Source organism: Kitasatospora sp. NBC_00240 (assembly GCF_026342405.1).
GTDB lineage: Bacteria > Actinomycetota > Actinomycetes > Streptomycetales > Streptomycetaceae > Kitasatospora.
On record NZ_JAPEMU010000002.1, the window covers coordinates 152,503 to 166,749 of the forward strand.

The following is a 14,247-nucleotide window of genomic DNA, read 5'->3' on the forward strand; positions in this document are numbered from 1 at the left end:
GTGGGTGTCAGGCGACCGGTTTGCAGCGGCTGCGTGGTGACATTGAGCGCTCCGCAGACGAAGAACGTCAAGAAGTCGGGGGCGCGCGGTGAATTAGTTGGGCCCCTGGACCCAATGCGATCGGGTTACGCCCAGTGATGGCGACCTGTAAAGCTGGCGTAACTTGATAGGGTCTGGTTGAGGGCAGGGCTGTTTCAAAGTCCCGGCGATCAGGTGAACGTGCAGGTCACGGGCGCGTGAAGGAGGGGCCTCGGGCCGTTGCGCGTGCATCGAGACTCCGGTTGAAGGTATGACCTTGCCAGTCGCCCTGAACCGGAGCCTCGATGTGCCGCCGGTCTGCCATCGTCTGTCTCGTCAAGTAGCCTGTCCGTCAACCCGACGGTGGTGTCGGGCTGGTGGACAGGCTTGCGGTGCTGCCCGATCCGCGCGATCGGCGCGGACGGCGTCACCCGTTGCCGGGTGTGCTGCTGGTCGCTGCTTCGGCGGTCCTGGCCGGCGCCCGCTCCTTCCGGGCGATCGGGCAGTGGGCGGCGGCCGCGCCCCAGCACGCCCTCACCCGACTCGACGCCCGGACAGTGGGCCTGCTCGGGGTGCGGTCGCCCCGAGCGCGGCCACGATCCGCAGGGTGATCGGCGCGGTGTGCCCCGGTGGCCTTGCCGAGCTGACAGGCGATGATCCGACCGGGGCCGAGTCGCTCCCGGTGGACGGCAAGTCCGCCCGACGAGACGCCACCTCACACCCGGGCGTGGCCACGCCCGGTTCCTGGTCGAGGAGAAGAAGGCGCACTACCTGCTGATGGCGAAGGCGAACCAGCCCGTCCTGCATGCCCGCTGCGGTCGCTGCCCTGCTGCCGGGTGACCGCCCGTCACTACCAGCGCGGACGTGGGCACGGCCGCCGCGAGACCCGGGCCACGCACGTGCTGACCGACCGACCTCGGCCTCGACTTCCCGTACACCGTCCAGGCCGCGAAGATCACCCGCTACCGCACCGACTCCAAGACCGGCCGCCTCACCCGGCAGACCGTCTACGCCATCACCGACCTGACCCACCACCAGGCCTCACCGGATCGGGGCGCTCGCCCGCTCACAGTGGACCATCGAGAACCGGCTGCACCCGTCCGCGACACCGATTTCCGCGAGGCCGCTCCCCCAGCCTCCAGCCGGGAGGTACCCCCACGAAGATACGCACAGACGCGGCCCCGAGAACATGGCCACCCCGCGCAACCTGGGCAATCACCCTCCGCCGACACCGCCACACCAGCATCGCCGCTGGCCTCCGCCACGCCCCCTACAAGCCGTCTACCCGGCCGCTCGACCTGCCCGCACATCCCCTGACCAGGTCATTTACACGATCAGCAGGACTTTGAAACAGCCCTGACCGGCTGACCCATCAGTGCGCAGCTCTCCCAGGATCAGGCTGTCGCCTATGCCCTGGGGGAGGAGACCGATACCGGCGCCACGCAGTCGGAGGGGGAGGAACCGGCGCGTTGACCCAGCGGGAATGGCAGATAGCCAAGCTGCTCGCCGAAGGGCTGTCCAACAAGGAGACCGCCGAACGGCTGGTGATCACCCAGCGCACTGCCGAGACTCACGTCGCCGACATTCTCACCAAACTCGACTGCACCTCCCGGTCACAGGTGGCCGTCTGGGTCACCGGACATCGGTAGTCCGAGCGGACATCGTGGATGCCGGGCCGGTGGCCGTCGCCGTAGACCTCATGGCGGCCTGCGTCGACGGCCTGCTTCTCCACGGTCCGGACCCGCTGTCCGTCCTCGGCCACGATTGCGATGTGAACCGGCTGCGCCGTGCTGCCCGCGCCGGACACCCGGGAGTCGCGGGGAGAAAGAACCCGGCCGCTACTTCGGCAGAAGTTCCGCCGCGACCTTGGCGTCCTGTGCCATTTCGTTTGCGGGCCGGCGGTGGGCCTGCACAGCCAGCTCGACTCTCGACGCGACGCCGAGTTTGGCGAAGACGGCGGACAGATGGAACTGAACGGTCCTCGGTGAGAGGTACATCCGCGTGCCGATGTCCGGATTCGAGCGGCCGTCGGCCACGTGTCGGACGATGGTGCGCTCGGTCTCGGTGAGCGCCGGCCAACCCGTGCGGGGCTGCTCCTCGACGCGTCGCCTGGAACGGATGCCGAGCGCGGCGAGCGCCTCCTCGGCGCGGAGCGCGTCCCATCGGGCGTCGAGCCGCTCGTACAGCTCCAGGGCCCGGTGGAGGGTCTGGCGTGCGGGCCCGGCCTCGCCCCGGCGGCCCAGGACCCGTGCTGCGCACTCGAAGGCGTAGGCCTCGTTGAGGACATGGCCGGTGGTGCGGAAGCAGTCGGCCGAATCCCGGAGAACGTCCGCCTCCCCACGGAGCAGACCCACACCGAGCAGGGCCGTTCCGCGGGCATTCGAGGGTCGGGTGCCGGCTCCGGCCGTCAGCACGGCCGTGAGTCTTCGAAGCCGGTCGGTGTCCTCCAGATCCGCCGCCAGCCGGAGGGCGTCGGCGCACAGCCGGTACAGGAACGGCTGTCCCACACCCCCGGCACCGGACTGCCACATCTCGAAGAGCAGGTCGAGCGCCTTCTCGGGCTTCCCTTGCGCCTCCCAGGTAAGAGCCCGTGCCCAGCGGCGCAGGAACTCGTAGTAGCTGCCGCCGATGCTGTCATCGGGATGCTCCATGAGCTCGGCGTACGTCCCCGGGTCACCCCGGTGGACCGCGATCAGAGCGGCCTGGCTGCTCAGTGCCCCGCCCATGCCGAGCGGATCCACGGTCTCCCGGCCCGCGTTGACCTCGGCGAGGGCGTCGTCCCAGCGGCCCTCGATGAATCCCAGGCGAGCCTTGCCCAGGTGGTACCAGGTCAGCAGGGGGCAGCCGCCGGGTCCGGTGTGGCGCAGTCCCCGATCGAAGGCCTGGTGGGCCTCGTCGACGCGGTCCAACTCGATGAGTGCGAGGCCCCGGATGAAGTGCGGTGCGATGGGCAATTCCGGGCGTATGTGCTGGTTGCCGAGCATGGTGGCGGCGCGGTCCGCGAGCTCCAGCGCCTCAGTGGGGTGCAGGCTCGCCAGGCTGCTCAGTGCTTGCACGGCCACCCCGTGGGCGGCCACATAGAGGTCGCCCCGCAGGCCCGCCGCCACCGTGCGTCGTGCTGCCGACTCGACGTCGTCGAAGCGCCGCAGCGCGAGGTTGCACTGCGCGGTGAGTGCCTCGAACCGGGCGTCGTCCGGTGCGTGTTCGAGGGCCTTGCGGGCCTCCTCGACAGCCGTCTCGTAGTGATGCTGCTGATAGGCGCTCTGGGCCAGCACCCAGCGCAGTTCGGCTTCTTCGACGGGGAGGCAACCGGAAGCCAGGGCTGTCCGGGCCAGGTCCATGGCGCGGCCGGGTTCTCCCAGCCGGAGCAGGACCGCGGCAAGCTCCGCGCGGAAGGTCGATGCGAGGGTGGCGTCGGAGCCCACCGACTCCAGCGCTCGTTCGAGCAGCTCCGCGGCTACCAGCGGGGCCCGCATTCCCAATGCGTGCACCACGGCGGACAGCCAGGCCAGGGACTGGGGGGCCAGGGAGCCGCCGCCTCGGAGCAGGTACTCGGCCGCCCGCTCGGGCGGCGCGCCCGCAGCCGCGAGAGCCTGCCCCGCTTGGCGCCGGAGCGCGGAACGGACGGACGGTGTAACGCCCGCGACGAGCAGCTGTCGGACCACCCCGTGCCGGAACGAAAGGCTGTCCCTGCGGTTCTCCAGGACGCCGCCGTCCACCGCTTCGGCGAACGCCTCCCACACTTTGGTGACCGGCTGGCCGAGGATCAGGGACAGTTCCCACAGGTCCACGCGCGGGCCCAGAACAGCGGCCGTCCTCAGCGCCTCCCTGGCGCTGGGGGGGAAGGCCTCCAGACTCCGCAGGATCACCTCCGCCACGACCTCGGGAATCCCGGTGGTGGCGTTCCTGGCGTCGCCCGCGGCCGAATCGACGTCCGTGGTCGCGTCGACGTCCGTGCAGTCCCCCGCCGCATGGATCTCGCCGTACGTGTTGAAGGCGCGCACCATCTCGATGACGAACAGCGGGTTTCCTCCGGCGGCGGTCAGTCGGTCCAGCAGGACGGGGCCGGGCCGGGACTCCAGCAGCTCGCCGGCCAGCCTGGAGACATCCTCCTGCCCGAGCGGGCTCAGGTGGAGCGTCCGCGCAGCGCCGTCCTCAAAGCCCTGGAGCATCTCGGGCCGATCAGTGCGGCGGGCCGAGGGCAGCGTCAGGCCGAGCAGCACCGGCAGATGGTGGAGGGCGCGTTGCAGGCGGCCGAGCACCGCGAGGCTGAAGTCGTCGGCCCACTGCGCGTCGTCCAGCAGCATCACCACCGGCCCGTCGGCGCACCAGTCCTCCAGGAGGGCCTGGACGTTCTCGGCGACGGTGAACTCCCGGTGGAGGGGGGTGGATCCCGCGTCGCCCCGCAGTGATGCCCGCAGTGAGGAGATCTGGTCTCGTGCGGCGTCGTCGGCGGAGGAGGACAGGCAATCAAGGAGGGCCTGGAACGGTACGCGTCGCTCGAGTTCGTTCGCCGCGCTGTATAGCACCCTGACGTGCGCGCTGCGGCACTGGGCCGCGAAGGTCTCGAACAGGGCGGTCTTCCCGATCCCTGCTTCACCTTGGACCAGTACCGACTGCCCGCACCCGCCCTGCGTGGTGTCGCGGAGCCTGCCCAGCTCGGCCAGCTCCTGGTCGCGGCCGAACAGTCGTGTAGCCGTTTCGAGGGTGGTGCCCGTGTCAGCCATGTCGTTCCCAGCTCCGAGTATTTCGTGTGCTGTCGATCTGGAGGCGCAGCGCGGTGCGTACGGTCGCGGGCAGTGCGAGGAGCAGGGCCCGGTGCAGGAGGCGGTGGCGGAAGGCCAGTTCGTCTCCGTGGTGATGCAGTACTCCGTGGGTGATGGCCTCGTCAGCTGCGTTGAGGACTTCCGGGGTGGTTATGCGGAGTGCGGTGGCGAGTTCGTCCAGTGCTGCGGTGGGTCCGAGGACGGCCATCACTTCGAGGAGGTCGCGGGTGTGGTCGGGCAGCGGGTCCAGTTCGCGCAGGAGTGCTGCGAGGAGCTCCGGCGGGAGGCCGTCGGGCTCGTCAGCTTCTGCGGCCAGCGCGATGACGTAGCGCGCGATGCCTTCCGCCGGGGCGAGCCGGGCGGGCGGTACCGGTGCGCCGGCCGTCGCCCGGGCGAGCTGCGCCACGGAGCCTTCGTCGAGCCGGCCCAGCCGGATGCCGGTCCAGTGGGGCCCGCGCAGGTGCTGCCGCGTCGCCACCACGACCAGCAGCGGTGCCCCGGCAGCTGCCATGGCGGTCAGTACATCCAGGCTCTGCGCATCCGCCCACTGCGCGTCGTCCAGCAGGATGGCCACGGGGCCACCTCCGGCGGTTCGACGCACGGACGCCGCGACCGTCCCGGCGATCCGGTCTGTGACCTGGCCGGAAGCGCCCTGCCCCCGGCCCAGGGCCGCCAGCGCCCGCTCCGTGAACCGACCGCCCATGCAGGACGACAGCGCCGCCAAAGCAATGCCCTGCTCAAGCGGCAGCGCCGCACCCCGGAAGACCCTCACCCCAGCTCCACGGCATTCGAAGGCCAACGCGTCGAGGAGTAGGGACTTCCCCACACCCGCAACTCCCTCGACCGCGATCGCGCTGCCCCGGCCCACACCCAGGGAAGCCGCCGCCCCCTGAAGCTGCGCCAATTCCGTTCCCCGACCGATCAGTGCGGGTCGGCCGATCGATTGGTCGCCCTTGCCCGGGATCCGAAGGCCGGTGAACCCGAGCGGGACGTACTGCCTGGTGGGGGGAGCCACGTAGGTCGAGTGCCTGCGGGGCGACAGAACCTGAGTCTGAGTGGTCACGGATTCTCCTGGCGGCATCGGCGGGACGGGTTTTCCTGACACTCGCCATGCTGTCTTCCACAGGGGGGGTGCTTCATCGTCGAAGCTACGTAACCCACTACTGAGGTCCTGCGGCCTAGGTACGGCGCAGGGATCGGGCCTACAGACCCAAATTCGTACATGCGTTCGGATATGAGCCTGTTCGGAGAGGTCCTGCGTAGGTGCGCCCACCGCGACGACACCCGGTGTCCTCGGCCGGGACCTGTCCGTAATCGACGGCCGCTGGGGCCCAGGAGTACTGGTGCTCCGGGCCCAGGCCCCTACCGGGCTCGGCGGAAGCCGGACTAGCCTGCGACGGACCCACCCGGGGAAGGCCTCCAGAGGCAGTCGCGTGATGCCGGCCGGACCCGGGCAGGGTGGCGACACGTTGCCACCGCCGCACCGCCGCAGGCGTACACCGCATCGGCAGCCGGCGACACCCCCAGCACATACCGCTCGGTGTCGACCCAGGAGTCCCCCATGCAACGGAACCTCACACCAGCACCAGTCTCCAGGCCCGGAACGAGCCCGTACGGCTCGACGGCCAGACTCATCGCCTGCCGCTCCCAATGGCCCGGGAGCGTGCTCCGCCCCGACGCGCCCGGGTTCGAACAATCGGCGAAAGCATGGCTGTTCGACATCTGCCCGGCACGCTGGCAGTCCGAGCAACTCTTCCACCGACGCCCGGACGAACTCGCGCGGCTGGTGCGGCTGCACCTCGAAGCGCAGTTGGGCACCATCCAGGCGGCGCTGCGCCGAACGCGGGGGAGCCGTACATCACCGGACGTACAGGAGCTACTTGAGGTCTACCAGCGGGAGAGCGACTGGGTGGTCGCCATGCGCGACAGGGTCTGTGCGGTGGAGAGCGCACTCCAGGAACGCCGGGGCAGGATCTCGCAGTCGGACGCCAAGGCCATCAGGCGCGATGGCGGATGATTCGCGCGGGACCGCGGTGCAGGGTGACGGTGTCCGGCTTCCCGGCGCCGGCCACCCCGCACGACGGGGGCCCGCTACGGAGGAGCACACACCATGACCAACGTCGTTCTCTTCTCCGGATTCGGATCGCACGGCAAAGACGTGAACGAAGACCTCTTCGATCGCTGCCCCGACCTGGACTCGGCGGCCGCCGACATACTCGGCTACTCAATTCGGGACCGGCTCCGCGCCGACCGCGGCGCAGGCCCGCTCGACAGCCCGTCCAACCAGGTGGCCGCCTTCGTGGTCAACGCGATGAAGTACCACGCCCACCGTGAGGACGGCCTGACCCCCGACATCGTGATGGGCCGCGATCTGGGAGAGTACAACGCCCTGGAAGCAGCAGGCGTCCTCGACTTCGGAACAGGTCTGCGGCTGGTGCACCTGCGGGCCGAACTCGTCGGTAACGCCGACGGTGCCATGGCTGCCGTACTCGGCCTCACTCCCGAGGAGATCCGAGCCGTACTCCGGAGTGCGGGCCTACACGGCCTGGTGTTCACAAGCCTCAACACCCCCTACCAGAGCGTGCTCTCCGGCCGGCCCTCCGACATCGCGCGTGCCGAGGAGATCCTCCTGCGGGCGGGCGCGTACGACGTCAGACCGATCGCCATGGGAAAGCCCTTCCACTCCCCGCTGCTCGCCGCCGCCGCCGAGAAATTCCGCGATGCCCTGCGCGGTACGACCTTCGGACGGCCCCGCATCCCAGTCATCGCCAACTGCACGGCGCTCCCGTACCGACAGGAAATCACGGCCGAGGTCCTCGCCCGTCATATGCGGGAACCGGTGAGATGGCACGAATCCATCAGGTGGGTCGCCGACCGCTTCCCGCAGGCGGTGTACACGGCGGTCGGCGACCAGAGGCTTCTACTGAAAATGTTGCGCCAGATCTTCGCCGAATCAATCGGCCCGGGTCCGACGGGCGCCACCTCCCGATCGCCCGTGAGAATTCCGTCATACTGACACGTCGTCAAGGTGAACAGGGAAAGACCGGCCCGGTAGGTTCAATCACCTCCGCACTCCCAGGTTGCTCACGCCATCGGAAAGACTCCGGCTCGACGAGTACCCGACGACCCGCCGGCAGACAGCGCCCGCTTCCGGGCGCGGAGCCACAGCCGAAAGGGCGACCTGCGGCGAAACGGGCGAGGAAATGAGCCCGTGGACCCTATTGCCCCACGACGCCTGACTGTTGACTCATCCCTGGTGCAAGGAATCCGCTTGGCTGCTCCTCCGGGGCCTCTGTCGGAAGGCTTGGCAGGGTGCGTTCCCCACGGGAACAACTGACTCGCGGGTGGAGCCGCGCACCCCGTGCGGGTTGCGGGAGGTATGGGCCATCACTCCCCACGCGTCCCGATCAGCCGTGGCCTGGCCCCGCGCGGCCCAGGCCCAAGGAAGGCCCGAGGTGACTGGAAAAGAGACGCACACGAGGCTGGTCGCACTGAGTGCGGTCAGTGTTGCGGTCAGTGTTGCCGCTTTCCTGTGTCTGTCGGGGCCTGACCAGGCTGCCGCAGCCGACGTCAATCCAGCCCAGCAGGTGCTGGGCAACAACGGGAAACCGCTGGGAATCACCGCAGGAGGCAATGGAAGCACGGTCTTCATGCACCTCGTGGCGAGCGCGAAGTGCATAGCCGTGGGCTCCACGAAGCACGCGGTCAGGTGGGACTGCGACGGCGGGCGCGCCGAACAGTTCAAGCAGATCGACAACGGTGACCGCACCTGGTCCTTCTGGTGGGCTCCGTCCACCGGAGAACGGTATTGCCTCGACTCCCTGAGCGGGCAGCGCCCGAACGGGACGCAACTCGAACTCGTGGGCTGCAACGGAGGTGCCTCGCAGCGGTGGAAGATCGGCGCCCACGGAGAACTCCTGAGCGTGGCCAGCGCGGGCAAGTGCCTACAGGATCCGAACCCCGGATCCGTGAACGGCATTCGCCTCCAACTGTGGGACTGCACCGCCTATCCTCCCGCGCCCCAGCCCCCTGCTGCTGCGGCGGCACCGGCCCCGGCCGCCGGCGCTGTACAGGCGCCGGCGTCCTCCCAGGCCGCCGCCCAGAACACCCAGCGCTCCGCCCCGACCTCGGCTCCGAAGCAGGTCCCGGTCCCGAACCAGGCCCCGGACCCGGCCGCGCAGCAGGCCCCGGCCCCGAACGAGGCCCCGGACCCGGCCGCGGCGCCGGCGCTGCCCCCGGTCCCGGTCCCGAGCGAACAGCCGGGCACCCCACCTTCGCCGTCGGCACAGGACTCCGCCCCGGCACTGTTCGTTCCGGCGCCCGGAGCGGCGCCAAGTGACGATCCCGGGCTGGCCACCACGGCTTCCGGCGCGAGAACCAGGTGGTCACGGCCTCTCGTTTCCCTTGGCCTCATCCTTGTCGTGGCTGCCCTGGTGATGGCTCTGCTACTGGTCCGGGCCATGCCCCGCTACCTGCCCGCCGTGCGACGGATGAGTGCGGGGCTTGCGACCGGTCTGCCCGGTCGGTGGCGTGCCCTGCGAACCGGATCCACGATGGCGGTGAGCCGCTTCTGGGCTGCCCCGGCCGGACGGCTCCGCCCCGCGGGCAGGGCACCGGGCCTAGTTGCCGGGTCAGGACTGCCCCCGGCGACGGAACCGAATGCTCCGGTCACCGAGGAAGAGGCGACGTCCGGGAGCCCGGCCGCCAGCTCCGCGCCTGTCCCGGTGGCTGAGTCGGAGCCGGTGCCTGCCCCGGTCGCGGAGCCGGAGCCGGTGCCTGCTCCAGCGGCCGTGCCAGAACCGGATCCTGCCCCGCTGGCATCGTCCCCGTCCACCGTCGCGGGGTCTGCCGGTGCCGACAAGGGCGAACCCCTCAAGCGTGGCCCGCAGACCTCGGCGCCGGCCGAGCCCGTCCCAGCACTCGTACAGCTCCTGGGGATCGCGACCAAGGTCGGCAGCGAGATACCCGGCGGGGCCTTGCCAGGCACTCCGGGGCCCGCGGAATCCGAGTCCGGCCCGACTCGGGCTCTGCCCCAGACCGAAGCCTCACCTGCGGGCACCTCCGCCGGTGAGGCAGAGGTACCACCACAGCGGGCCCTGGCAGCCCCGACAACGGTACTGCCCGGACACCGGAGCACTGCAGAGAACCGCGCGAGCTTCCGGGAGCTCATGCAGCGCCGCTACGACGTGCATGCCCGGGCCATCCTCCAGACACTGGCGACGAACCCCGGCCTCAGGTCCACTGCCGTCGGCGCCTCCGCCGCCTCGGAGGACTCCGATGTCTGCGACCTGGCCGCTGTGCGGGCATTCGTCTGCGACGACTGGCCCGAGCAGCCCCAGGCAGCACAGATCGAAGCCTGGACCGCATGCGTGGTATCCGGCCTACGCATGCTGCCGACCTTCAGAGGAGTGACCTACGCCTGGTACAGCCGGGACGAGGCAGGAGTGTCCGCGCTGAGCGTCGGGCAGCTGTTCACCCCGGAGCACGTGCTGCGCACCCGTGTCCGGTCGGAGACGCTACCCGAAGGTTCGGAAGTCGAGGTCGTCGTGTGGTCGGAGAGCGGCCGCCGCACGGGAGTACTGCTCGCCGAGGAGAGCGGCGAGGAGATCCTCTTCCCCGCTTGGACCAGCTTCAGGGTCCTGTCATCCAGGGCCGGCAGAGGTGGCGCACCGGCACGCGTCCTTCTGCGGCAGCTCACCGCAGCCGAGGCCAAGGGGCTGTCCCGGGCACCGGGAGACGCCGATGCGGAGGTTCTGAAGGAGAGGGACGCCAAAGCACGCTCCGGTCTCCTCACGGCGATCGGCGAGCCGACGGTGGAGATCCAGGCCGGCGTCTCCGGGGCGGTCCGATGACTACCTCCCCGCCCGTCCCGTCCGTGGGCGGCCCGGGCGGTGCGACCGCCGGGTGACGGACCGCCCGGGGGTCTTGCCCACCGGTTGAGGTGAACGCCCGGCGATTCTCGGGGGCCGGCGGACGGAAGGCGCATCCTTCCGTCCGCCGGCCCCCGGACTTGTGTGGCGAGGGTTCGGGATCAGCCACCGGCGTGATGGCGGATGTTTCCGCAGGCGGTCGCCTCGATTCTGGAACCACCCGAACCTCTGGGCCCCAGGACACGGATTCCTGGGTCCACGGGTCGGGGACCGCCCGGTCCCGTTTCCACGAGTGGTCTCGATTGTCAGGAGCCGCTCTCCCAGGGCGCTGAGCCCCGGGTACGGAACGCAGCCACATCGGCCCAAGTAGAACCGGCGGACAGGTCCGCGGCGCTGCCCGCTCCCGGGTAACCGCCGCCCGACGCCTCCGACAGCCGAGTTGCTTGCGCCGCGCAGGCCCGAAGCCAGAAGGTACCCGCCATGATCGATGCCCTGCCCCGCAAACCGCTCCGAGTCATGATCGTCGATGAGAGCCCCGTGATCCGGATAGGTCTCCGGACCCTGCTCAACGCCGACACCCGGCTCACCATCGTCGGCGAGGCGACAAACGGACGGAAGGCGCTGATCCTGGCCCAGCAACTCAGGCCCGACGTGGTCCTGCTGGACAACTGTGTGCCGGATCACAACGGGCTGAACACACTGAGGCATCTCACCCCGATCTCCAGAGTGCTCGTGATGACCTACAGTCACGAGCCGCTCGCGGTGGAGTCCGCGATGCGACTGGGTGCCTCCGGCTACCTGGTCCACGGTGACTTCAGCCCTGACGAGCTCACCCGTGCCGTCCTGCGCGCCACCCCGGATCAAGTGCACCTCTCGCCCCGGGCCACGTCAGCCGTCCTCAGCCGACTTCATATGACGGTGCCCGCCCAGGCGGTGGCGCAGGATCCGAACGCTGACGCCCTGACACCGCGGGAACGGGAGATCATGGACCTCATCTCCCAGGGCCTGTCCAACTCCAGGATCGCGAACAAGCTCGTCCTGAGTGAGAAGACCGTCAAGAACCACGTCAACCACATCTTCGGGAAGCTCCACGCCGCGAACCGTGCCGAGGCCATGGCATGTTGGCTCGGAACGGCTGGCCAACGGGCCTATATCTGACGGGGGCGGGGCACCTGCGGACAGCTCCGTCCAGGCGCCGCGGCAAGATCCTGTCACGGTTCCCGGCCGGCGGATTCCACCCGATGTCAGGCCGATCACGCCTGGCGGCGACGGCCGAATCAGCGGAGGTGATTTGAAATGTGGAAGATGATTGAACGTCCATCGCTCAAGGCCGGACAGGTGGCGCGTGGGTCGTTCCACCGGCCCGCTGGACCTGCGGGTGTGCCGACCCTGGTCCTTCGGATGGTCCGATTCAGGTGCCGTGCAGGACTGCGGAGGATCCACACATGGCAGGGAACCGGTGTCCAGCTGCCAGCCGGGCCTGCTGGCGGGCGCCTCTCGCAGCCCGTTTCCACTCCTGGGCCGACCGCAGCCCACCTCCGAAGGGCCCTGGGCCCGTCACCCGAGCCCTATGTCCATTCTGCCCGACGACCCCGGGCACTGTGGCGCAGCGCGTAGGCGGCGGCCAGCGGCCACGGCTTCACCCAGCGGTCGCCGTTCCCGGCCGCCGAACCCAGCGGCTCCGGTCAGCAGGTTTCACCGGATCTCTCCCAGGAAGTCCCGGCCTTCAGGACTCCGTTGGGAAATTCGTATAGCGGGCTGGTCAGGCTGCCAGGTGGAGTGCGGCGAGATGTGAGGTTCGTGTTGTGCCGAGTGGTGTGCCGGTGAGCCAGGCATCGAGGCGGACGAGGTTGATCGCGGTGGCGGCGAGCACGTTGCCGAGGTGGGTTTTGGCCAGGCCGGTGTAGCGGGTGCGGCGGATGCCGGTGGTGCGGACGGCCTGGGAGACGGTGCCTTCGATGCCTGCGCGCATGTCGTAGCGGGCCTTCCATTCCTTGGTCTGCTGCTCGATGCGGCGTTGCTCCAGGACCTGCTGCTGCTCGCGAGGCAGGAGCGTCAGGGTGCGGCCGGCCGTACTTGCCGTTCGCGGCCTTGGTGCAGCGTGGCCGCAGCGAGCAGGGATCGCAGTCCCGGAGTGCGAAGTGCACCCGGGTGACCGGAGTTCCGCTGGGTTTGCGCTGGTCGGACCAGCTGACGCTGAGCGCTCCCCACGGACAGGTGACCTTCCGTGCGCTCCAATCGACAGTGATTCCCAATCGGGTTTGTCAAGAGCGTCGGTGACGCTTGGTGAGCGGGCTATGCCGTAGCGAGGTCGTGCCGGGGTGGCTCGACAGTAAACGTGCGGTGGTCGCGTATGAGGGCCCAGAGGACGTCGAGGCGGCGCCTGGCGAGGGCGAGGACCGCTTGCTTGTGGGACTTCCCCTCGGCCCTCTTGCGTTCGTAGAACGCCTTGGACGTGGGGCAGCAGCGGGCCGCGACCTGGGCGGAGAGGTAGAAGACTCGCAGTAGGCGGCGGTGGTAGCGGTGGGGCCGGCGCATGTTGCCGCTCACGCGTCCGGAGTCCTTGGGGACAGGGGCGAGCCCGGCGATGCCGGCCAAGCGGCGGGGGCTGCCGACAGCGTCCAGATCGCCGCCGGTGCATGCGATGAACTCGGCGCCGAGCAGGGTGCCGATGCCGGGCATGCTGGTGATTGCCTCGGCGTGCTCGTGCTCGCGGAATCGGGCCTCGATCAGCGCGTCGGTGGCGGCGATCTCCTCGTTCAAGGCCATCACCGCCCTGGCCAGGGTGTGCACCATGGCGGCGGCCGTCCTCTCACCCGGGATCACCGTGTGCTGGGCCTGGGCGGCCTCGATCGCGATGGTCGCGATGGTCTGGGCGTTTCGCGCTTTGCGGTTCGCAAGCCATGTGGCCAGGCGGGCGTGGCCGATCCTGCGCAGAGCGGCCGGGGTCTGGTAGCCGGTCAGCAGGATCAGTGCGGCCTTGCAGCTGCTGTAGTCGAAGGCGCGCTCCAGGGCTGGGAAGTACTCGAGCATCTGGCCCCGCAGGCGGTTGATCGCCCGGGTGCGGTCGGCGGTGAGGTCGTAGCGGCGCGCGGTGAGGATCCGCAGGTCAGAGGCGATCTCGTCCCATTGCTGCAGCGGCTGCAGGTCGCGGCGCATCCGCGCCTGGTCGGCGATGACGAAGGCGTCCTTCGCATCCGTCTTACCGTCACCGCGGTAGGAGCCGGAGGCGTGGTGGACGGTGCGGCCGGGGATGTAGAGCAGCCTCTGGCCGTGGCCGACCAGGAGCGCGATCATCAGCGCCGCGCCGCCGGCGTTCAGGTCGACCGCCCACGTCACCTGGCCTCCGTCGGCCAACTCAAGGACATCTCCGAGAAGCTGCAGCAGTTCGGGTTCGCTGTTGGGTACTCGCCGCGACAGCACCTTCGCTCCGTCGGCGTCGATCACCGTGCAGTGGTGCTCTGCCTTGCCTGCGTCCGTCCCCGCCCAGAGTTCGGGCATCCGCGCCTCCCCATCGATCCGTGTCCTGGCTCCCTGCAGACGACCACGCCGACGTGTCCCTACGAGGCGACTGCTCGCGCATCCCAATGAGT

Annotated in this window: 10 protein-coding genes and 1 pseudogene; 7 read left to right on the forward strand and 4 right to left on the reverse strand. The window is 69.7% G+C overall.

Annotation, left to right across the window (positions count from 1 at the left end):
• Window positions 1-410 precede the first annotated feature (410 nt).
• On the forward strand, window positions 411-629 hold the full coding sequence (locus OG689_RS40560; protein ID WP_266328375.1) for a transposase family protein: 219 nt from the start codon (window positions 411-413) through the stop codon (window positions 627-629).
• 858 nt (window positions 630-1,487) lie between these two features.
• Entirely contained in the window at window positions 1,488-1,667 is a 180-nt protein-coding gene (locus OG689_RS40565; protein WP_266328038.1) for a LuxR C-terminal-related transcriptional regulator, read from the forward strand.
• A 189-nt stretch (window positions 1,668-1,856) separates the two neighbouring features.
• On the opposite strand, the gene OG689_RS40570 is transcribed toward OG689_RS40565, so the two are convergent.
• Window positions 1,857-4,745 (reverse strand): LuxR family transcriptional regulator, encoded by a 2,889-nt coding sequence (locus OG689_RS40570; RefSeq protein WP_266328040.1) that lies wholly within the window; start codon window positions 4,743-4,745, stop codon window positions 1,857-1,859.
• Window positions 4,738-5,865: an ATP-binding protein gene (locus tag OG689_RS40575; RefSeq protein ID WP_266328042.1), complete on the reverse strand. Its 1,128-nt coding sequence runs from the start codon at window positions 5,863-5,865 to the stop codon at window positions 4,738-4,740. Before OG689_RS40575 ends, OG689_RS40570 begins: the two co-directional genes overlap by 8 nt.
• Before the next feature lie 582 nt (window positions 5,866-6,447).
• Between OG689_RS40575 and OG689_RS40580 the strand changes: the two genes are divergently transcribed.
• The 5 genes and pseudogenes from OG689_RS40580 (at window position 6,448) to OG689_RS40595 (ending at window position 11,812) form a co-directional block, all read left to right on the forward strand.
• Entirely contained in the window at window positions 6,448-6,801 is a 354-nt protein-coding gene (locus OG689_RS40580; protein WP_266328044.1) for a hypothetical protein, read from the forward strand.
• Window positions 6,802-6,894: 93 nt separating this feature from the next.
• Complete coding sequence (locus OG689_RS40585; protein WP_266328046.1) at window positions 6,895-7,800, forward strand: acyltransferase domain-containing protein; 906 nt, start codon at window positions 6,895-6,897, stop codon at window positions 7,798-7,800.
• A gap of 634 nt (window positions 7,801-8,434) precedes the next feature.
• Window positions 8,435-8,776, forward strand: a pseudogene (locus tag OG689_RS45100) (ricin-type beta-trefoil lectin domain protein); the annotation flags it as partial.
• Between the two features lie 1,176 nt (window positions 8,777-9,952).
• A complete protein-coding gene (locus tag OG689_RS40590) occupies window positions 9,953-10,636 on the forward strand; it encodes a hypothetical protein (RefSeq protein WP_266328048.1) in 684 nt (227 codons plus the stop codon).
• Window positions 10,637-11,134: 498 nt separating this feature from the next.
• Window positions 11,135-11,812 (forward strand): response regulator transcription factor, encoded by a 678-nt coding sequence (locus OG689_RS40595; protein ID WP_266328050.1) that lies wholly within the window; start codon window positions 11,135-11,137, stop codon window positions 11,810-11,812.
• A gap of 604 nt (window positions 11,813-12,416) precedes the next feature.
• Here OG689_RS40595 and OG689_RS40600 read toward each other — a convergent pair.
• Window positions 12,417-13,019, reverse strand: a complete 603-nt coding sequence (locus tag OG689_RS40600) for a transposase (protein WP_266328377.1) — start codon at window positions 13,017-13,019, stop codon at window positions 12,417-12,419.
• On the reverse strand, window positions 12,950-14,155 hold the full coding sequence (locus OG689_RS40605; RefSeq protein WP_266328052.1) for an IS110 family transposase: 1,206 nt from the start codon (window positions 14,153-14,155) through the stop codon (window positions 12,950-12,952). The genes OG689_RS40600 and OG689_RS40605 overlap by 70 nt, the downstream gene beginning before the upstream one ends.
• Window positions 14,156-14,247 lie beyond the last annotated feature (92 nt).

Coding starts and splice junctions, on each gene's coding strand:
- OG689_RS40605 (WP_266328052.1), bottom strand. CDS start 14,155: ATGCCCGAACTCTGGGCGGGGACGGACGCAGGCAAGGCAGAGCACCAC.
- OG689_RS40575 (WP_266328042.1), bottom strand. CDS start 5,865: ATGCCGCCAGGAGAATCCGTGACCACTCAGACTCAGGTTCTGTCGCCC.
- OG689_RS40570 (WP_266328040.1), bottom strand. CDS start 4,745: ATGGCTGACACGGGCACCACCCTCGAAACGGCTACACGACTGTTCGGC.
- OG689_RS40590 (WP_266328048.1), top strand. CDS start 9,953: ATGCAGCGCCGCTACGACGTGCATGCCCGGGCCATCCTCCAGACACTG.
- OG689_RS40585 (WP_266328046.1), top strand. CDS start 6,895: ATGACCAACGTCGTTCTCTTCTCCGGATTCGGATCGCACGGCAAAGAC.
- OG689_RS40595 (WP_266328050.1), top strand. CDS start 11,135: ATGATCGATGCCCTGCCCCGCAAACCGCTCCGAGTCATGATCGTCGAT.